The following is an 18,314-nucleotide window of genomic DNA, read 5'->3' as shown; positions in this document are numbered from 1 at the left end:
CGCACGCCCCCTACAAGGAATGGGCCCGCTTCCCATGGCTTTGGTTCCCTCCCTCGCATCCACGCTCGACCGGCGCATCGCGGACGCGCTTTCGGCGGCCCTGCCGGAGGCCGGCGTCGCCGACCCGCTGCTGCGACGGAGCGACCGCGCGGACTTCCAGGCCAACGGGATGCTGGCGCTGGCGAAGAAGCTCAAGGGGAACCCGCGCGAGCTGGCCGGCAAGGTCGTGGAGAACCTGCCGGCGGACGAGCTGATCGCGGACGTCGAGGTGTCGGGCCCGGGCTTCCTCAACGTCACCCTCACCGACGGCGCGATCCTGCGGACGCTGGCCGCGCGGCACGCGGACGACCGTCTGGGCGTGCCCTTCAAGGAGCAGGCCGGCACCACGGTCATCGACTGGGCGCAGCCGAACGTGGCCAAGGAGATGCACGTCGGCCACCTGCGGAACTCGGTGATCGGCAACTCGGTCGTCCGGATCCTGGAGTTCGTCGGCGAGAAGGTGGTCAGCCGCCACCACATCGGCGACTGGGGCACCCAGTTCGGCATGCTCATCCAGTACCTGATCGAGCACCCGCACGAGCTGGACCACAAGGGCGAGATCTCCGGCGAGGAGGCGATGTCCAACCTCAACCGGCTGTACAAGGCGTCCCGCGCCCTCTTCGACTCCGACGACGCGTTCAAGGCCCGCGCCCGGCGCCGGGTGGTGGACCTCCAGGCGGGCGACGAGGAGACCCTCGCGCTCTGGCAGCGGTTCGTCGACGAGTCGAAGATCTACTTCTACTCGGTCTTCGACAAGCTGGACGTGGAGATCCGCGACGAGGACATCGTCGGCGAGTCGGGCTACAACGACATGCTCGCGGAGACCTGCCGCCTCCTGGAGGAGTCCGGCGTCGCGGTCCGCTCCGAGGGCGCGCTGTGCGTCTTCTTCGACGACGTGAAGGGCCCGGAGGGCAAGCCGGTCCCGCTGATCGTCCAGAAGTCCGACGGCGGTTACGGCTACGCGGCGACGGACCTGTCGGCGGTCCGCGACCGGGTCTTCCACCTCAAGGCCGACACCCTGCTGTACGTGGTGGACAGCCGCCAGTCGCTGCACTTCAAGATGGTCTTCGAGACGGCGCGCCGGGCGGGCTGGCTCACGGACGACACCAAGGCCGTGATGCTCGGCTTCGGCACGGTGCTGGGCAAGGACGGCAAGCCGTTCAAGACCCGTGAGGGCGAGACGGTCCGGCTGGTGGACCTGCTGGACGAGGCGATCGACCGGGCCACCGCCGTGGTGCGCGACAAGGCCGAGAAGGTGGGCCTGAGCGAGCGGGAGATCGTGGAGAACGGCCGGCACGTGGGCATCGGCGCGGTGAAGTACGCCGACCTGTCCACCTCGGTCTCCCGCGACTACAAGTTCGATCTGGACCAGATGGTGTCGCTGAACGGCGACACGTCGGTGTACCTCCAGTACGCCTACGCGCGGATCCGCTCGATCCTGCGCCGGGCGGGCGAGGTGGCACCGGCCGCCCACCCGGAGCTGCCGCTGGCCCCGGCCGAGCGGGCGCTGGGCCTGCACCTGGACCAGTTCGGCGAGGTCGTCACCGAGGTCGCCGCGTCGTACGAGCCGCACAAGCTGGCCGGTTACCTGTACCAGCTGGCCTCGCACCTGACGACGTTCTACGACCAGTGCCAGGTGATCAGCGACGAGAACGCGCCGGAGGTCGTGGAGAACCGCCTGTTCCTCGTCGACCTGACCGCCCGCACGCTGCGGCAGGGCATGGCGCTGCTGGGCATCCACACGCCCGAGCGCCTCTGACGCGTCAGCCGGCCGCGCCCGTCGGCGCTCCGAGCTCGAACCAGATCAACTTCCCCACCAGCCCCTGGGGTTGATCCCGGAGCGCGAACCCGCCCCAGCTGTCGGCACACCGCCGGACGAGGCCGAGCCCCCGCCCCTGCTCGGCCTCGTCGGCGACCGGCCCCGCGTCCAGCGTCGGCATCCGCGGATTGGTGTCCCAGACGGCGACCCTGACCCGGTCGCCGTCCCGCCGCACCCGCACGGACGCGGGCCCGTCCGAGTACCGGTACGCGTTGGTGACCAGCTCGGAGGTCAGCAGCTCGGCGGTATCGGCGAGTTCGAGGAACCCGTGCTCCTCGAGGATCGTGCGGAGCGTACGCCGGGCGATGCACGGTGCCATGGGGTCGGACGGGACCTGGAGCGTGTACTCCCAGTCGTCGGCGAGATCCGGCTCATGACTCATGCACGCCTCCACAGAGTGAGCGATCTGACACGCAGAGTAGTCATGTTCGGTTTTCCGGTGCCAGGGGTGCCCGGTTTCGGGGAGAGACGACCTATGTGGGTGACACGGGGAGTTTGAGGGTGCCCCAGTCCCGCCCTTCGCCGATTCCCGGGGCTGCGCCCCAGACCCCCTTGTCCTCAAACGCCGGACGGGCTGACTGGTCAGCCCGTCCGGCGTTTGAGGACAGCGCCCGCAGGGCGCTTCGGGGGTGCGGGGGCGGAGCCCCCGCAAGAAAACGGAGAAGGGGCGGGACTGGGGCACCCCCACCGCGTCAGCCCAGCTGCCGCGCGACCTCCGTCGCCCAGTACGTCAGGATCATGTTGGCACCAGCCCGCTTGATCCCCGTAAGCGTCTCCAGAATCGCCCGCTCCCGATCGATCCACCCGTTCGCGGCCGCCGCCTCGACCATCGCGTACTCCCCCGAGATCTGGTACGCCGCGACGGGAACGTCAACAGCCTCGGCCACCTTGGCGAGCACGTCGAGGTAGGGCAGCGCCGGCTTCACCATGACCATGTCCGCGCCCTCGTCGAGGTCGAGCGCGAGTTCGCGCATCGACTCCCGCAGGTTGGCCGCGTCCTGCTGGTACGTCTTCCGGTCCCCCTGCAGCGAGGACCCGACGGCCTCCCGGAACGGCCCGTAGAACGCGGACGCGTACTTCGCGGTGTACGCGAGGACGGACACGTCCTCATGCCCGGTCTGGTCCAGGGCATCCCGGATGACCCCGACCTGACCGTCCATCATCCCGCTGGGCCCCACCACGTGGACACCCGCGTCGGCCTGCACCTGCGCCATCTCGGCATACCGCTCGAGAGTGGCGTCGTTGTCGACGCGCCCGGCGGAGTCCAGCACACCGCAGTGCCCGTGATCCGTGAACTCGTCCAGGCACAGATCGGACATGACGACGAGCTCGTCCCCGACCTCGGCCTTCACATCGCGGATGGCGACCTGGAGGATGCCGTCCGGGTCCGTACCCGCCGTACCGAGAGCGTCCTTCTTCGCCTCCTCGGGCACCCCGAAGAGCATGATCCCGGAGACGCCCGCCTCGACCGCCTCGACGGCGGCCTTCCGCAGCGTGTCACGGCTGTGCTGCACGACCCCGGGCATGGCCGAGATCGGCACCGGCTCGCTGACACCCTCCCGCACGAAGGCGGGAAGGATCAGGTCGGACGGGTGCAGCCGGTACTCGGCGACCATCCGGCGCATGGCCGGGGTGGTGCGGAGCCGGCGGGGCCGGGCCCCCGGGAACGTGCCGTACGTGGTGCTCAACTCCGTGCCCTCCTACGCGATCCGGGCCGCCGCTCGCTCGGGCGCGTGACCGGGTCACCGGCCTCGATCGCGGCGTCGCGCCGCGCGGCACCGAACTCCGCGAGCGCCTCGGCGAGCTTGTGCACCGAGGGCTCGGGCGACAGCACGTCCACCCGCAGGCCGTGTTCCTCCGCGGTCTTCGCGGTGGCCGGGCCGATGCAGGCGATGACGGTGACGTTGTGCGGCTTGCCGGCGATGCCGACGAGGTTCCGCACGGTGGACGAGGACGTGAAGAGCACGGCGTCGAAGCCGCCGCCCTTGATCGCCTCGCGGGTCTCGGCCGGCGGCGGCGAGGCGCGCACCGTCCGGTAGGCGGTGACGTCGTCCACCTCCCAGCCGAGCTCGATCAGGCCCGCCACCAGGGTCTCGGTGGCGATGTCGGCGCGCGGCAGGAAGACGCGGTCGATCGGGTCGAAGACCGGGTCGTAGGGCGGCCAGTCCTCCAGCAGCCCGGCGGCCGACTGCTCGCCGCTCGGCACCAGGTCGGGCTTGACGCCGAACTCGATCAGCGACTTGGCGGTCTGCTCACCGACGGCGGCGACCTTGATGCCGGCGAAGGCACGCGCGTCGAGCCCGTACTCCTCGAACTTCTCGCGCACCGCCTTGACGGCGTTCACTGACGTGAAGGCGATCCACTCGTAGCGGCCGGTGACCAGGCCCTTGACCGCGCGCTCCATCTGCTGCGGGGTGCGCGGCGGTTCGACGGCGATGGTCGGCACCTCGTGCGGCACGGCGCCGTACGAGCGGAGCTGGTCGGAGAGCGACGCTGCCTGCTCCTTGGTGCGCGGCACCAGGACGTTCCAGCCGAACAGCGGCTTGGACTCGAACCAGGACAGCGGCTCGCGGTGGTCGGCCGCGCTGCGCTCGCCGACCACGGCTATCACGGGCTGCCCGCCGTCGGGCGACGGCAGCACCTTCGCCGCCTTGAGCACCTGGGCGACCGTGCCCAGGGTGGCCGTCCAGGTGCGCTGGCGGGTGGTGGTGCCGGCGACGGTGACGCTCAGCGGGGTGTCCGGCTTGCGGCCGGCCGCGACCAGTTCGCCGGCGGCGGCGGTGACGGTGTCCAGGGTGGTCGTCACCACGACCGTGGCCTGGCTCGCGCCCACCTCGGACCAGCAGGTGTCGGAGGCGGTCCGGGCGTCGACGAACCGCACGTCACCGCCCTTCGGGTCGCGCAGCGGCACCCCCGCGTAGGCGGGTACGCCGACGGCGGTGGCGACGCCGGGGACCACCTCGAAGGTGATGCCCTCGGCGGCGCAGGCGAGCATCTCGTCGGCGGCGTTCCCGTCGAGGCCGGGGTCGCCGAGGACCGCACGGACGACCCGCTTGCCGCCGCGCGCGGCCGTCATGACAAGATTGGCCGTGTCCCTGAGGACAGGGATGTCGGCGGCCTTTGACGCCTCGTCAGGGACGGGCTGCGCCGGCATGTCCACATGTGCGCGCGCATGCGCGCGCACCACCTCCAGCACCTGTGGGTCGGCGATCAGGACGTCCGCGGACGCCAGCGCCTCGACGGCGCGGAGCGTCAGCAGTCCCGGATCGCCGGGGCCCGCACCGAGGAAGGTGACGTGCCCGTGCGCGGGGTGGTTCGGGGCGGTGGGGTTCAATGTGCTCGCTCCCCCATAAGACCGGCCGCACCCTTGTCCAGCATGTCGGCCGCGAGTTCGCGTCCGAGGGCCAGGGCGTCGTGGTGCGACGCGGGAACGGGACCGGTGGTGGACAGCTGCACCAGCGTCGAGCCGTCGGTCGTGCCGACGACGCCGCGCAGGCGCATTTCGGGTACGTCCTGCTCGTCTCCCAAAAGGTCGGCCAGCGCACCCACGGGTGCGGAGCAGCCGGCCTCCAGGGCGGCGAGCAGGGAACGCTCGGCGGTCACGGCGGCCCGGGTGTACGGGTCGTCGAGCTCGGCGAGCACGGCGGCGAGCGGCGCGGCGGTGGCGGCGCACTCGATCGCCAGGGCCCCCTGGCCGGGGGCGGGCAAAACGGTGTCGGGCGACAGGAACTCGGTCGCCACGTCGATCCGGCCGAGGCGGGTCAGCCCGGCGGCGGCCAGCACGACCGCGTCGAGCTCCCCGCCGGTGACGAAGCCGAGCCGGGTGTCGACGTTGCCGCGGACCGGCACGGTCTCGATCTCCTTGCCGAGCGCCCGGGCCCAGGCGTTGAGCTGGGCCATGCGGCGCGGCGAGCCGGTGCCGACGCGGGCGCCGGCCGGCAGCTCCTCGAAGGAGAGGCCGTCGCGGGCGATCAGTACGTCGCGCGGGTCCTCGCGGCGCGGGACGGCGGCCAGGACGAGGTCGTCGGGCTGCGCGGTCGGCAGGTCCTTGAGCGAGTGCACGGCGAAGTCGACCTCGTCGGCGAGCAGCGCGTCGCGCAGCGCGGAGACGAACACCCCGGTGCCGCCGATCTGCGCCAGGTGCTCGCGCGAGACGTCGCCGTAGGTGGTGATCTCCACCAGCTCGACCGGGCGGCCGGTCAGCCGGCTCACCGCCTCGGCGACCTGGCCCGACTGGGCCATGGCCAGCTTGCTGCGCCGGGTGCCCAGGCGCAGCGGGGTTGTGCCGTTCATGCCGACTCCCGTGCGTTGTTCTTGGTGTCGTGCCGCGCGTCGGCCCGGCTGACGGCGGCGACCGCCTGCGGGTCGAGGTCGAAGAGCTCCCGCAGGGCGTCGGCGTAGCCGGCGCCGCCGGGGGTCGAGGCGAGTTCCTTGACGCGCACGGTGGGTGCGTGGAGGAGCTTGTCGACGACGCGCCGGACGGTCTGGGTGATCTCGGCTCGCTGCTTGTCGTCCAGCCCGGGCAGCCGACCGTCGAGCCGGGCGATCTCGCCGGCGACCACGTCCGCGGCCATGGTGCGCAGGGCGACCACGGTGGGCGTGATGTGGGCGGCCCGCTGGGCCGCGCCGAAGGCGGCGACCTCGTCGGAGACGATGGTCCGCACCCGGTCGACGTCGGCGGCCATCGGCGCGTCGGCCGAGGCCTCGGCGAGCGCCTCGATGTCGACGAACCGCACGCCGTCGATGCCGTGCGCGGCGGCGTCGATGTCGCGCGGCATGGCGAGGTCGAGCAGGGCGAGCCGGGCGCAGTCGGCGTCGACGGCGCAGCCGGGCCGGCCGGCGAGCGCGGTGGTGACCGCGTCGGCGGTGAGGACGAGTCCGGTGGCGCCGGTGCAGGAGACGACGATGTCGGCGAGCGCGAGCTCGTCCGGCAGGGCGGTCATCTCGACGGCGCTCGCGGTGACGCGTGCGGCGCCGGGCTCGGTGAGGATCTCCACCAGGCGCCGGGCCCGCTCCAGGGTCCGGTTGGCGACGGCCACGTGGGCCACGCCGGCGCGGGCGAGGGTGGCGGCGGCGAGGGACGACATGGAGCCGGCGCCGATGACCAGGGCGCGCTTGCCCGCGACCCACTCCTCGACGGACGGGCCGTCGTGGAGCTGCTCCAGGCCGAAGGTGACCAGCGACTGCCCGGCCCGGTCGATGCCGGTCTCGCTGTGGGCGCGCTTGCCGACCCGCAGGGCCTGCTGGAACAGGTCGTTGAGCAGCCGTCCCGCGCTGTGCAGCTCCTGGCCGAGGGCGAGGGCGTCCTTGATCTGGCCGAGGATCTGGCCTTCGCCGACGACCATCGAGTCCAGGCCGCAGGCCACCGAGAAGAGGTGGTGGACGGCCCGGTCCTCGTAGTGGACGTAGAGGTACGGGGTGAGCTCGTCCAGCGGGACGCCCGTGTGGCGGGCGAGCAGCGTGGACAGCTCGGCGACACCGGCGTGGAACTTGTCCACGTCGGCGTAGAGCTCGATCCGGTTGCAGGTGGCGAGCACGGCCGCCTCGGTGGCCGGCTCGGCCGCGAGGGTGTCGTGCACCAGCGCGGCCCGGGCCTCGGGGGTCAGCGAGGCCCGCTCCAGCACGCTCACCGGTGAGCTGCGGTGGCTGAGACCCACGACGAGCAGGCTCATGCCGGCATCACGGCGGGGACGTCCCCGTCCGGACCCTTCCTGCCGTCGCGGCCCGCGGCGGCGGCCGGACGGGGGCTTCCCGATCGCGAAGCCGTGGTCCGTGCGGCCTGCCCCGGCTCTTCCCCGGCCTTGCGCTGCTCGTGGAACGCCAGGATCTGGAGCTCGATCGACAGGTCGACCTTGCGGACGTCGACGCCGTCCGGCACCGCGAGCACGGTCGGCGCGAAGTTGAGGATCGAGGTGACCCCGGCGGCCACCAGGCGGTCGCAGACCTGCTGGGCGGCGCCGGCCGGGGTGGCGATGACGCCGATGGAGACGCCGTTGTCGCTGATGATCGACTCGAGTTCGTCGGTGTGCCGCACGGGCAGCCCGGCCACCGGCTTGCCCGCCATCGCGGGGTCGGCGTCGATCAGGGCCGCGACGCGGAAACCGCGGGAGGCGAAGCCGCCGTAGTTGGCGAGGGCCGCGCCGAGGTTGCCGATGCCGACGATGACGACCGGCCAGTCCTGGGTCAGGCCGAGCTCGCGGGAGATCTGGTAGACGAGGTACTCCACGTCGTAGCCCACGCCGCGGGTGCCGTACGAGCCGAGGTAGCTGAAGTCCTTGCGCAGCTTGGCGGAGTTGACCCCCGCCGCCGTCGCGAGCTCCTCCGAGGAGACCGTGGGGACCGAGCGCTCGGAGAGCGCGGTCAACGCGCGCAGATACAGCGGAAGCCGGGCGACGGTGGCCTCGGGGATCCCTCGGCTTCGGGTCGCCGGTCGGTGAGTTCGGCCAGTTGCCACGGTGCTCCTGCGGGTAGAGCGGGGCTGCGGGCGGCGCCCTGTCCCAGGACCGCCCCGTCGTATGCAGGCTATGTCTTTGTGAACGCGTGCACAAAGATGGTGTCCGCTTTGTCCGTGCAAAGTGACAGGCGTCACGCGGTCTTTCGGCCGGTTCGGGGAACCATTGGCCGGGCCACGCCTACAACCACGCACGTCACGCCCGCACCAGGGGTCGGTCGACGGGGACACGGGCGCTCACTCCTCACCGCTATACCCCCGGACACCTACAAATCGCCCATGATGGTAGTCGACTCAGGCACCTATTCGCCCCGCGCGGGGCGGCCGGCCCGCCTGATCACCAGGGCCCGTCCGGCCCCCTCCGCACCCGCCCGGTCCCGGCACAATGGCGGCATGAGTCTGCTGCGCCGCCGCAAGAACCCCGCGGATCACCTGGTCACCCTGGTCGGCAAGCCCGGCTGCCATCTCTGCGACGCCGCCGAGGCCGTCATCGCCGAGGTCTGCGGCGGCCTGGGCACCCGCTGGGAGAAGAAGGACATCACCCAGGACGAGGAGCTGCACCGCGCCTACTGGGAGCAGATCCCGGTCGTCCTGATCGACGGGGAGCAGCACGACTTCTGGCGCGTGGACCCCGACCGGCTCCGCAAGGCCCTCGGCGGCTGACCCGCCCGCGCGGGCGGCGCCCGGAGGCCTGCGGAGGTTACCGACACGTATCGTTCATGTCAGGGCTCCTTCACCGCCCTGATCACTCCGAACAAACTGGCTATGCTCGCGGCATGGCCGCCCACCCGTCGCCCGACCGCCGTCCCGGCAGGAGCCCCTTCGCGGGGCGCCTCGAATTCCGCTGGCTGTCCTGGCTCACGTGGCTCTCGCCGCGCCGCTACGCCACCGCGCGCAGCGTCCGGGCGGGCGAGGCGGCGGCCGAGGCGGCCCGCAAGACGGTCCAGGAGCAGGAGGCCCGGGAGGCCGCGCCGGCCACCGTCGAGGAGGCCCCCGCCCCGAGCGGCAAGAAGGGCGCGCGGGCCGCGGAACCGGAGTTCCCCGTCGCGGGCGACACCAAGGCGGCGGCTTTCTTCGACCTCGACAACACCGTGATGCAGGGCGCCGCCCTCTTCCACTTCGGCCGGGGCCTGTACAAGCGGCACTTCTTCCGCAAGCGCGAACTCGCCCGGTTCGCCTGGCAGCAGGCGTGGTTCCGGCTGGCCGGCAACGAGGACCCGGCCCACATCCAGGACGCGCGCGACAGCGCCCTGTCGATCGTCAAGGGCCACCGGGTCTCCGAGCTGATGTCCGTCGGCGAGGAGATCTACGACGAGTACATGGCCGAGCGCATCTGGCCCGGCACCCGCGCCCTCGCCCAGGCCCACCTGGACGCGGGCCAGAAGGTCTGGCTGGTCACCGCGGCCCCCATCGAGACGGCGACGATCATCGCCCGCCGGCTCGGCCTGACCGGCGCCCTGGGCACCGTCGCCGAGTCCGTCGGCGGCGTCTACACCGGCAAGCTCGTCGGCGAGATGCTGCACGGCCCGGCCAAGGCCGAGGCCGTCCGCGCGCTGGTCGCGGCCGAGGGCCTGGAGCTCTCCCGGTGCGCCGCGTACAGCGACTCCGCCAACGACATCCCGATGCTGTCGCTGGTCGGCCACCCCTGCGCGGTCAACCCCGACGCGCGGCTGCGGCGCCACGCCCGGGAGCACGGCTGGCGGCTGCGCGACTACCGCACCGGCCGCAAGGCGGCCCGGATCGGCATCCCGGCCGCCGTCGGCCTGGGCGCCCTGGCGGGCGGCGCCGCCGCGGCCGTCGCCCTGCACCGCCGCCGCCGCTGACGCCCTCCGACGCCGGCGTCTCCCGCCGCCGGACCGCGCCCGGATGACGAGCCGCGCCCCGAAGAACCGAAGAAAGGCCGCGCCCGGGCCCGTCCACCCACCGTCACCGGATCGGGCGATCACCCAGGCGAGCCGCAGACGCCTCATGGGCCACTCTGCGTAACCGGCGTTCCCCCACAGGCAATCCGGTTGTCATACCCCCACTCACCCCCCGACAGTCCTGCCATGTCCGGATTGCCACAACACGCTGCCCAATCGGCCACACCCACAGCAAATACGGTCAACTTCCGCCGGGAGTTCGATATTTGAACGTGCAGCAATAGGTGGGAGTGCGAACGGAAACGGTGATTTGAGCAACTCGGTGTAGTGCTGCCTGTACGAAGGGTTATTCTCCTCAAACGCAATCCGGTACCTCGCTTGTCCCTACGTCGAGTGAACGCACCGGCACTGCACGTGATGGAAGCTCTGCCTCTGGGAGTCCCGTGTACCCACACGTCGGGGTTGACGCCTCGGGCCTGGCTACGCTGCGCGCAGCGGTCGTCGACCGCCTGCGCGGCTTCGTCCCCACCGCGTACGCCGTCCCCGCCTTCGCCACACCCGTCCCCGCGGTAGCCGTTGGCGCTGCCGGGCAAAGGAGCCCCTGCTACGCCCTTGCCGAGGCCGGCGCCGCCGTCGGCAGACGCGCCCGCCGCGGCACCGCCGCCACCGCGGCCTCCGGGCCCACCACCCCCACGCGCCGTCCCAGCGCCGACAGCGACAGCGCCCGCATGCTGGACCTCGTCGAACGCGCCCAGGCCGGCGAGGCCGAGGCGTTCGGCCGCCTCTACGACCAGTACGCCGACACCGTCTACCGCTACATCTACTACCGCGTCGGCGGCCGGGCCACGGCCGAGGACCTGACCAGCGAGACGTTCCTGCGCGCCCTGCGCCGCATCGGCACCTTCACCTGGCAGGGCCGGGACTTCGGCGCCTGGCTGGTCACCATCGCCCGCAATCTCGTCGCGGACCACTTCAAGTCCTCCCGGTTCCGCCTGGAGGTCACCACCGGCGAGATGCTCGACGCCAACGAGGTCGAGCGCAGCCCCGAGGACTCCGTCCTCGAATCCCTGTCCAACGCCGCCCTGTTGGAGGCGGTGCGCAAGCTCAACCCCCAGCAGCAGGAGTGCGTCACCCTGCGCTTCCTCCAGGGCCTGTCGGTCGCCGAGACCGCCCGGGTCATGGGGAAGAACGAAGGCGCGATCAAGACCCTGCAGTACCGGGCCGTCCGCACCCTCGCCCGGCTCCTTCCCGACGACGCCCGCTGAGACGCCGCCGACCCCCGGTGAGACGCCGCCGGGACCCGCCGGCCGGCCGCCCGACGGCCCGCCCGCGACGGCGGCGCGTAACCCGACTGCCACGCCGCTCGTTGTGCGGGATGCAGACTTCCCGCTGTCGCGCCATGCCCGCACACACTCACTCGATCGAGTGGATGCACTCAAGGCGTGCAACCTCCAGGTGTCCGGGGGAGTCGATCGTCATGACGAGAGGAGGTGCCGCCTGTGATCGCGAACGTTTCGGCGCACCGGCGGGCGAACGCCTTCGCCCAAGCCCTGGAGGAGCAGGAACTCCAGGGCGAGGCGGCCGTACGGACCGGCGCACCGGCGGACGAGACCGAACGGGGGCGGCTGCTGAGCCTGGCCGGCGGCCTCGCCGCACTGCCCGCCCCGGAGCTCGATCCCGAGGTGCGGACCGTGCAGCGGGCGCAGCTGATCGCCGCCATGGAGGCCCAGTTCGCCGGTGGCACCGCGACGGTCCCGGAGCCCCGCAGGGCCGCTTCCGGGTCGGCCGGGTCGGCCGGGTCCTCCGGACGGGGGGCCCACCGGGCCGGCCCGCTCGGCCGGCTCAAGCCGCGCTCCCGCTGGTCCAAGGGGCTGGCGGCCGGCGGCCTCACGGTGGGCGTGGCGGCCGGAGCCCTCGGCGGAGTCGCCGCCGCCAGCTCCAACGCCCTTCCGGGAGACACCCTTTACGGGCTCAAGCGCGGCATGGAGGACCTCAAGCTCGGCATGGCCGACAGCGACTCCGAGCGCGGCGACATCCTCCTCGACCAGGCGTCCACCCGCCTCCAGGAGGCCCGCCGGCTGATGGAGCGCGGCCGCTCCGGCCACCTCGACCACGAGTCGCTGAGCGAGATCCGCAAGACCCTCACCGGCATGCGCCAGGACGTCTCCGAGGGCCACCGCCTGTTGCGGGCCGCGTACCACCAGGACGGCTCGCTGGGTCCGATGCGGCGGCTCTCGTCGTTCACCGCCTCGCACCGCGAGGGCTGGAGCCAGCTCCGCGACCGGCTGCCGCTCCAGCTCACCGACGTCCGGGACGACGTGAGTTCGGTCTTCAGGGCCATAGACGACGAGATCGAGCCGCTGCAGTCGCTGATCCACGACAAGGATCGGCACGAGAACCACGGCCGGCACGCCGCCACTCCTCCGCGCACCGACCACCGGAGCACGCCGGGCCACAGCGCCCCCGCGCCCCACACGTCGGCGAGCGGCGGCGACAAGCACGCGTCCCACCGTCCGGAAGCGCCCTCCCAGAGCGCCCAGGACGAGCAGGAAGGGCTGCTCGGCGGCACGGGACTGCTCCACCCGGCCCCGACCGCGGAGAGCTCCGGCCCGGCCGGCACCGCGCCGCACGGCAAGGACGGCAAGCCGTCCAGGCAGCCGGACGTCACGCTCCCGCCGCTGCTCCCGGACATCATCCCGGGGCTCGGCATCCACGGCGAGGAGCAGAAGTAGCGGTCCGACGCGGCGGTGGCCGGCGTTCCCACGGGGAACGCCGGCCACCGTTTTTTCCCGTGCCGAAAGGGCTTCGGGATCAGAAGAACACCGACCGCCGCTGTACCAGCAGCTTGTAGAGCGTGTGCTGGATCGTCTCCCGCACCTGGTCGGTCAGGTTGAACATCAGCATCGGGTCGTCCGCCGCCTCCGGCGGATAGCCGTCGGTGGGCACCGGCTCCCCGAACTGGATCGTCCACTTCGTCGGCAGCGGGACCGCGCCCAGCGGTCCGAGCCACGGGAACGTCGGCGTCACCGGGAAGTACGGCAGCCCGAGCAGCCGCGCCAGCGTCTTGGAGTTGCCGATCATCGGATAGATCTCCTCGGCCCCGACGATCGAGCACGGCACGATCGGCGCCCCGGCCCGCAGCGCCGTCGACACGAAGCCGCCCCGGCCGAAGCGCTGCAGCCGGTACCGCTCCGAGAACGGCTTCCCGATCCCCTTGAAGCCCTCCGGCATCACCCCCACCACCTCGCCGCGCTCCAGCAGCCGCTGCGCGTCCTCGGCGCAGGCGAGGGTGTGGCCGAGCTTGCGGGAGATCTCGTTGACGACGGGCAGCTTGAAGACCAGGTCGGCGGCGAGCATCCGGACGTGCCGCGCCGCCGGGTGGTGGTCGTGCACGGCGACCTGGAGCATCAGACCGTCGATCGGGAGCGTCCCGGAGTGGTTGGCGACGACCAGCGCCGCGCCCTTCTCCGGGATGTTCTCGATGCCCCGCACCTCCACGCGGAAGTACTTCTCGGCGAACGGGCGCAGGGCGGAGAGCACGACCTGGTCGGTGAGCTCCTTGTCGAAGCCGAACTCGTCCACCTCGTAGTCGCCGGTGATCCGGCGGCGCAGGAAGCTCAGCCCGTGGGCGAGCTTCCGCTCCCAGCCGTCGGCGGCCGCCTCGGCGGCGTCGGAGATCCCGGGGGACCCGTTCGTCGCGTCCGTCGCGGCCGGCTCGTCGCGCGGCGGCGGGACGGGCGCGAGGGGCGCCGCGGCGGCCCGCGGGGTACGGCCGGCCGGGGCGCCGCGCCGCGACCGCCGCCGGGAGCGCGGCTCCTCGCCGAACGGGATGACCTTCGCGTCCGCCATGGTGCGTGCGCTCCTCACTTCAGGCCGCGGCCGGCAGGCACCGCGGCGGCGATCCGGTCGACGGTACGGGCGAGGGTGTGGGGCGGCAGCAGGCCGGTGCCACGGCTCCGGGTGAAGTCGGCGAAGGCCCCCGCCGAGGTGTACCGGGGGTGGAAGCCGAGCGTCTCCCGCATCTGGGTGGTGTCCACGACGCGGCCGTGGGTGAGGAGCCGGATCTGCTCCGGGGAGAAGTCCAGCATCCCCAGGGCGCGCAGCGCGGCGCCGGCCCAGGTGACGCTGGGGAGGAAGAACGGCAGGGTGGGGCGTCCGAGGCGCCTGGCGGCCTGTGAGAGCAGGACGACGCCGTCGCCCGCGATGTTGAACGTCCCGCTGTTGAGCGTGCCCCTGGCGGGCTCCGAGGCGGCGATCCGCAGCACCTCGACGGCGTCGTCCTCGTGCACGAACTGCAGCCGGGGGTCGAAGCCGAGGACCGTGGGCAGCACGGGCAGCGAGAAGTACTCGGCGAGCGGCGAGTCGGCGTGGGGGCCGAGCAGGTTGGCGAAGCGCAGCACGCACACCGCGACGTCGGGCCGCCGGCGGGCGAATCCCCGGACGTAGCCCTCGACCTCCACGGCGTCCTTCGCGAAGCCACCGCCGGGGAGCGACTTGGGCGGCGTCGCCTCGGTGAAGACCGCGGGGTCGCGAGGCGCCGAGCCGTAGACGCTCGTGGTGGACTTCACGACCAGCCGCTGCACGGAGGGGGTCTTCTGGCAGGCGCCCAGCAGCTGCATGGTGCCGATGACGTTGGTCTCCTTGACCGCGCTCCGGCTCCCCCGGCCGCTGCCGCGCGTGCCGAGCGGGGTGCCGGTGACGTCCATGTGGACCACGGTGTCGACCGCGTACTCGGTCAGCACCCGGGCGATGGCGGGCTGCCGGATGTCGGCCCGGACGAACTCCGCCCCGCCCAGGCCGTGCTCGGGCGGCACCGCGTCCACGCCGACGACCCGTTCGACGCCGGGCTCCCGCAGGATCCTGCGGACGAGCCGGCCGCCCAGCCGGCGTGCGACTCCGGTGACGAGCACCACCCTGCCCAAGGTCAGCGCCTTCCCTTCCGTGGGAACGTTCCCGAGGAGGATCCCGAGGGCGCCCCGGAGGACATTCCCGGGGGCGTCCCCCACCCGGTTCCGGGTGCCCTGTGGCGGCCACCGTAGCGGGTCGCCGTCGCGCTGTGAGGTGCGCTCGTCGCGGGGAGCCACATTTCCGGCCGCGGGGACGGCCGTACGGGGCCTGGGGCGCCCGGGGCGTCCCGGACGGCCCGGCGGGCCCCGGAAGCCCCTGGAGGCTCCGTACGCCCCACACGGGGCCCGGCGCCTCCCGTGCCCCCTGAGCGGCCCGGAGCCGGACGCACCGCAGCCCTCCCACCGCCGAGGCGATGAGAGGGCTGCGGGACGAACACAGCGACGCTGCTTACTTCTTGTTGCGGCGCTGAACGCGAGTGCGCTTGAGCAGCTTGCGGTGCTTCTTCTTGGCCATCCGCTTGCGCCGCTTCTTGATAACAGAGCCCACGACTACCCTCGCTTACATCGATTCACTCGGTGCGGGGCGTCCGAGCCCACACGACCTACATCGGGCCAGCCTACCCGGCACCGGGCGAACAGCGTAATCCGAGGTCCTCGTCAGGCGGTTTCCACCCCCACAAATGACTCACGGAGGTACTCGTGCACCGCCTGCTCTGGGACCCGGAAGGACCTTCCCACCCGGATCGCCGGCAGATGACCACTGTGCACCAAGCGGTACACGGTCATCTTGGACACGCGCATCACCGCGGCGACTTCCGCCACGGTCAGGAACACGACCTCGTTGAGAGGCCTTTCGCCAGCAGCCATGACACACCTGAACCTTCCGCACATGACGCGCACCGGCTTCCCCTCCGGTGACTCCTCGTCGCTGCGCGCTCACTCCCCAGATTAGGGGCGGGTGATGCGAGTGGGGAAGAGGAGCAGCCATCGGCCGCCTACCGTGACAGACACGCTCGATTGAGTACATAGCGAGTAAGCGGTCGGTAGTAATCAGACCGCACAGTGTCATCAAGCGGAACGGCCACGGACACCCTTCCCTCGGCCTCCCCGACGAAGACCGCGGGGTCGTCGGAATCCGCCAGTCCGATGGCCTCAAAGCCCAGTTGACCTGCCCCGCAGACCCACCCGTGGTCCCCGATGACCAGGGCCGGGAGAGGGCCGCCGACATCCGCCGCGGCCGCCAGCGCGGTACGAAGCGGGAGGGGTGAATGCGTGTGTGCGCCCGGCTCGTTCGCGGTGGCGTGCGCGCCGGGTTCGCGCACCATCGCGACTCCCCGGACGTAGTCAAGGTTGTATGTGCGTACGCCAAACCGGGTCGTTATGTCGATACTTCGACCCTGCGCCGGGGTGAGGACAGCACATCCCGCCGACGACAGACCTGCGGCCAACCCGGCGTAGAAACCCAGGAGCCGGTGGGGGTGACCGGTACCGATCAGCACCGGAGCGCCCTTCGCGGCGACCGTGGCGACGCGTTCCGCGAAGGCTCCCAGCGCCGTCAGCGTTCGATCGGGATCGATCACATCATGCCCGGAAGTCTGTTCAGGATCGGCTGAAACTCCACACCTTCGGCCCATCAGCCGTAACAATTCCTCGTAGTGCCAGTCACTTTCCGGCTCCAGCCCCATCAGCACCCGGGGGTCCCCGGCCACGAACCGCCGATAGCGGTCAAGGCTCCGCTCACGGGTGGTGGCCACGACCCCGGCGAGGCCGGCGGCGAGCAGATGCGCGCGCAAGCGTTCCACGCACGGGTAACGGGGACGGGCGGGGGCGGGGTACGGGGGGCTTACGGACGTGCCTTGCGACCGTGGTCCTACGGACGTGGGCTACAGGCGTGGGCTACGGGCGTGGGCTGCGGCTCCGGGGCATGGGGACATCGGGGCTCGGGGACGCTCAGGGAAGCAGGCCGTGGGACGGGAAGGCGGCCCGGCGGGTCGCCAGGATCGCCTGGTCCAGGCGGTCCGCGGGGTCGTAGCCGGACGTCGCGAAGTCCCGCCATTCCGGCCGCAGTCCGTCGGTCATCCGCTGCGGACCCCACTGGCGGGTGCGCCGGTAGACCTCGTGCCGCCAGTCCTCCGGGACGGCCGTGCCGGGCTCCACGGGCCGGCCGGCGGCGATGGCGCACAGGTGCGTCCAGGCCCGCGGCACGACGTCGACGACCGCGTACCCGCCGCCGCCCAGGGCCACCCAGCGCCCGTCGGCGTGCTCGTGGGCGAGAGCGTGGCAGGACTCGGCGACGAGGCGCTGGGCGTCCAGGGAGACCGTCAGGTGCGCGAGGGGGTCCTCGAAGTGCGTGTCGGCCCCGTGCTGGGTCACCAGCACCTGCGGGCGGAAGGCGGCCAGCAGTTCGGGGACGACGGCGTGGAACGCCCGCAGCCATCCGGCGTCCCCCGTCCCGGCCGGCAGCGCCACGTTGACGGCGCCGCCCTCGGCCGACGGAGCCCCGGTCTCCTCGGGCCATCCGGTCCCCGGGAAGAGGGTGCGGGGGTGTTCGTGCAGCGAGATGGTGAGGACGCGGGGGTCCTCCCAGAACGCGGCCTGGACGCCGTCCCCGTGGTGGACGTCCACGTCGACGTAGGCCACGCGTTCGGCACCCAGTTCGAGGAGCCGGGCGACGGCGAGGGCGGCGTCGTTGTAGACGCAGAAGCCGGCCGCCGAGCCGGGCATCGCGTGGTGCAGCCCGCCGGCGAAGTTGACGGCGTGCGCGGCCTCGCCACGCCACACGGCCTCGGCGGCGGCGACGGACTGGCCGGCGATCAGCGCGGACGCGTCGTGCATACCCGCGAAGGCGGGATCGTCGGGGGTCCCGAGTCCATAGGCGGGGTCGGCGGCCCGCGGGTCGGCCGAAGCCGCCCGGACGGCCTCGATGTAGTCCTGACGGTGCACCAGCCGCAGTGTCGACTCCCCGGACGGCCTGGCCGCGACGACGTCCACCGCCTTGTCCAGACCGAACGCTTCGACGAGCCGCATGGTGAGGGCGAGGCGTACCGGATCCATGGGGTGTCCCGGACCGAAGTCGTAACCGGTGACCGCTTCATCCCACATCAGTTGTGCACGACCGCTCATGACGGCCACGCTATCGGGAAACACAAAAAAGCCGTAGGCCCCGGATCGATTTGTCATCGATCCGGGGCCTACGGCTTTATCAAATTTAGTTCGGCGGCGTCCTACTCTCCCACACGGTCCCCCATGCAGTACCATCGGCGCTGAAAGGCTTAGCTTCCGGGTTCGGAATGTAA

17 protein-coding genes and 1 rRNA gene are annotated in these 18,314 nt (G+C 72.1%); 5 read left to right on the top strand and 13 right to left on the bottom strand.

What is annotated here, in order from left to right:
* The first annotated feature begins 34 nt into the window (after positions 1-34).
* Positions 35-1,798, top strand: coding sequence for an arginine--tRNA ligase (gene argS, locus ACH4PU_RS34395; protein ID WP_398281340.1), 1,764 nt, complete (start codon positions 35-37; stop codon positions 1,796-1,798).
* A gap of 4 nt (positions 1,799-1,802) precedes the next feature.
* Here argS and ACH4PU_RS34390 read toward each other — a convergent pair whose 3' ends face one another.
* From ACH4PU_RS34390 to ACH4PU_RS34365, 6 genes are all read right to left on the bottom strand, one after another.
* Positions 1,803-2,240, bottom strand: a complete 438-nt coding sequence (locus ACH4PU_RS34390; RefSeq protein ID WP_398281337.1) for an ATP-binding protein — start codon at positions 2,238-2,240, stop codon at positions 1,803-1,805.
* 310 nt (positions 2,241-2,550) lie between these two features.
* A complete protein-coding gene (hemB, locus tag ACH4PU_RS34385) occupies positions 2,551-3,546 on the bottom strand; it encodes a porphobilinogen synthase (RefSeq protein ID WP_398281334.1) in 996 nt (331 codons plus the stop codon).
* Positions 3,543-5,192, bottom strand: a complete 1,650-nt coding sequence (locus tag ACH4PU_RS34380; RefSeq protein WP_398281331.1) for a uroporphyrinogen-III synthase — start codon at positions 5,190-5,192, stop codon at positions 3,543-3,545. The genes hemB and ACH4PU_RS34380 overlap by 4 nt, the downstream gene beginning before the upstream one ends.
* Complete coding sequence (gene hemC, locus ACH4PU_RS34375) at positions 5,189-6,151, bottom strand: hydroxymethylbilane synthase (RefSeq protein ID WP_398281328.1); 963 nt, start codon at positions 6,149-6,151, stop codon at positions 5,189-5,191. The genes ACH4PU_RS34380 and hemC overlap by 4 nt, the downstream gene beginning before the upstream one ends.
* Entirely contained in the window at positions 6,148-7,530 is a 1,383-nt protein-coding gene (locus tag ACH4PU_RS34370) for a glutamyl-tRNA reductase (protein ID WP_398281325.1), read from the bottom strand. The genes hemC and ACH4PU_RS34370 overlap by 4 nt, the downstream gene beginning before the upstream one ends.
* On the bottom strand, positions 7,527-8,312 hold the full coding sequence (locus ACH4PU_RS34365; RefSeq protein ID WP_398281322.1) for a redox-sensing transcriptional repressor Rex: 786 nt from the start codon (positions 8,310-8,312) through the stop codon (positions 7,527-7,529). The genes ACH4PU_RS34370 and ACH4PU_RS34365 overlap by 4 nt, the downstream gene beginning before the upstream one ends.
* A gap of 390 nt (positions 8,313-8,702) precedes the next feature.
* Between ACH4PU_RS34365 and ACH4PU_RS34360 the strand changes: the two genes are divergently transcribed.
* The 4 genes from ACH4PU_RS34360 to ACH4PU_RS34345 all read left to right on the top strand — a co-directional run bounded on the left by ACH4PU_RS34360 (position 8,703) and on the right by ACH4PU_RS34345 (position 12,903).
* A complete protein-coding gene (locus tag ACH4PU_RS34360; RefSeq protein ID WP_398281319.1) occupies positions 8,703-8,972 on the top strand; it encodes a glutaredoxin family protein in 270 nt (89 codons plus the stop codon).
* A gap of 185 nt (positions 8,973-9,157) precedes the next feature.
* Complete coding sequence (locus ACH4PU_RS34355; protein ID WP_398281442.1) at positions 9,158-10,132, top strand: HAD family hydrolase; 975 nt, start codon at positions 9,158-9,160, stop codon at positions 10,130-10,132.
* A gap of 482 nt (positions 10,133-10,614) precedes the next feature.
* A complete protein-coding gene (locus ACH4PU_RS34350; RefSeq protein WP_185943816.1) occupies positions 10,615-11,436 on the top strand; it encodes an ECF subfamily RNA polymerase sigma factor, BldN family in 822 nt (273 codons plus the stop codon).
* Between the two features lie 234 nt (positions 11,437-11,670).
* Entirely contained in the window at positions 11,671-12,903 is a 1,233-nt protein-coding gene (locus ACH4PU_RS34345; RefSeq protein WP_398281315.1) for a DUF5667 domain-containing protein, read from the top strand.
* Positions 12,904-12,982: 79 nt separating this feature from the next.
* Here the strand turns inward: ACH4PU_RS34345 and ACH4PU_RS34340 are convergent, their stop codons facing one another.
* From ACH4PU_RS34340 to rrf, 7 genes are all read right to left on the bottom strand, one after another.
* Entirely contained in the window at positions 12,983-14,020 is a 1,038-nt protein-coding gene (locus ACH4PU_RS34340; RefSeq protein WP_398281312.1) for a lysophospholipid acyltransferase family protein, read from the bottom strand.
* A 14-nt stretch (positions 14,021-14,034) separates the two neighbouring features.
* Positions 14,035-15,093 carry an NAD-dependent epimerase/dehydratase family protein gene (locus ACH4PU_RS34335; RefSeq protein WP_398281309.1) on the bottom strand — a complete coding sequence of 353 codons (1,059 nt, stop codon included), beginning with the start codon at positions 15,091-15,093 and terminating at the stop codon, positions 14,035-14,037.
* Positions 15,094-15,466: 373 nt separating this feature from the next.
* On the bottom strand, positions 15,467-15,565 hold the full coding sequence (locus ACH4PU_RS34330) for a 30S ribosomal protein bS22 (RefSeq protein ID WP_003948845.1): 99 nt from the start codon (positions 15,563-15,565) through the stop codon (positions 15,467-15,469).
* A gap of 110 nt (positions 15,566-15,675) precedes the next feature.
* A complete protein-coding gene (locus tag ACH4PU_RS34325) occupies positions 15,676-15,885 on the bottom strand; it encodes a helix-turn-helix domain-containing protein (protein ID WP_154080489.1) in 210 nt (69 codons plus the stop codon).
* A 128-nt stretch (positions 15,886-16,013) separates the two neighbouring features.
* Positions 16,014-16,811 carry a phosphatase gene (locus ACH4PU_RS34320; RefSeq protein ID WP_398281306.1) on the bottom strand — a complete coding sequence of 266 codons (798 nt, stop codon included), beginning with the start codon at positions 16,809-16,811 and terminating at the stop codon, positions 16,014-16,016.
* A 157-nt stretch (positions 16,812-16,968) separates the two neighbouring features.
* Entirely contained in the window at positions 16,969-18,141 is a 1,173-nt protein-coding gene (locus tag ACH4PU_RS34315; protein ID WP_398281303.1) for an acetoin utilization protein AcuC, read from the bottom strand.
* An 88-nt stretch (positions 18,142-18,229) separates the two neighbouring features.
* Positions 18,230-18,314, bottom strand: a 5S ribosomal RNA gene (gene rrf / locus ACH4PU_RS34310); the annotation flags it as partial.

Origin of the sequence: Streptomyces sp. NPDC021100 (assembly GCF_044333095.1) — a bacterium.
GTDB lineage: Bacteria > Actinomycetota > Actinomycetes > Streptomycetales > Streptomycetaceae > Streptomyces.
The sequence above is the reverse complement of the archived record's forward strand: the minus strand, read 5'-3'. Positions and strand labels throughout refer to the sequence as shown.

Excerpts from the sequence above, each read along its gene's own strand:
- argS (WP_398281340.1), top strand. The coding sequence starts at position 35 with ATGGCTTTGGTTCCCTCCCTCGCATCCACGCTCGACCGGCGCATCGCG.
- ACH4PU_RS34390 (WP_398281337.1), bottom strand. The coding sequence starts at position 2,240 with ATGAGTCATGAGCCGGATCTCGCCGACGACTGGGAGTACACGCTCCAG.
- hemC (WP_398281328.1), bottom strand. The coding sequence starts at position 6,151 with ATGAACGGCACAACCCCGCTGCGCCTGGGCACCCGGCGCAGCAAGCTG.
- ACH4PU_RS34370 (WP_398281325.1), bottom strand. The coding sequence starts at position 7,530 with ATGAGCCTGCTCGTCGTGGGTCTCAGCCACCGCAGCTCACCGGTGAGC.
- ACH4PU_RS34360 (WP_398281319.1), top strand. The coding sequence starts at position 8,703 with ATGAGTCTGCTGCGCCGCCGCAAGAACCCCGCGGATCACCTGGTCACC.
- ACH4PU_RS34340 (WP_398281312.1), bottom strand. The coding sequence starts at position 14,020 with ATGGCGGACGCGAAGGTCATCCCGTTCGGCGAGGAGCCGCGCTCCCGG.
- ACH4PU_RS34325 (WP_154080489.1), bottom strand. The coding sequence starts at position 15,885 with ATGGCTGCTGGCGAAAGGCCTCTCAACGAGGTCGTGTTCCTGACCGTG.
- ACH4PU_RS34315 (WP_398281303.1), bottom strand. The coding sequence starts at position 18,141 with ATGAGCGGTCGTGCACAACTGATGTGGGATGAAGCGGTCACCGGTTAC.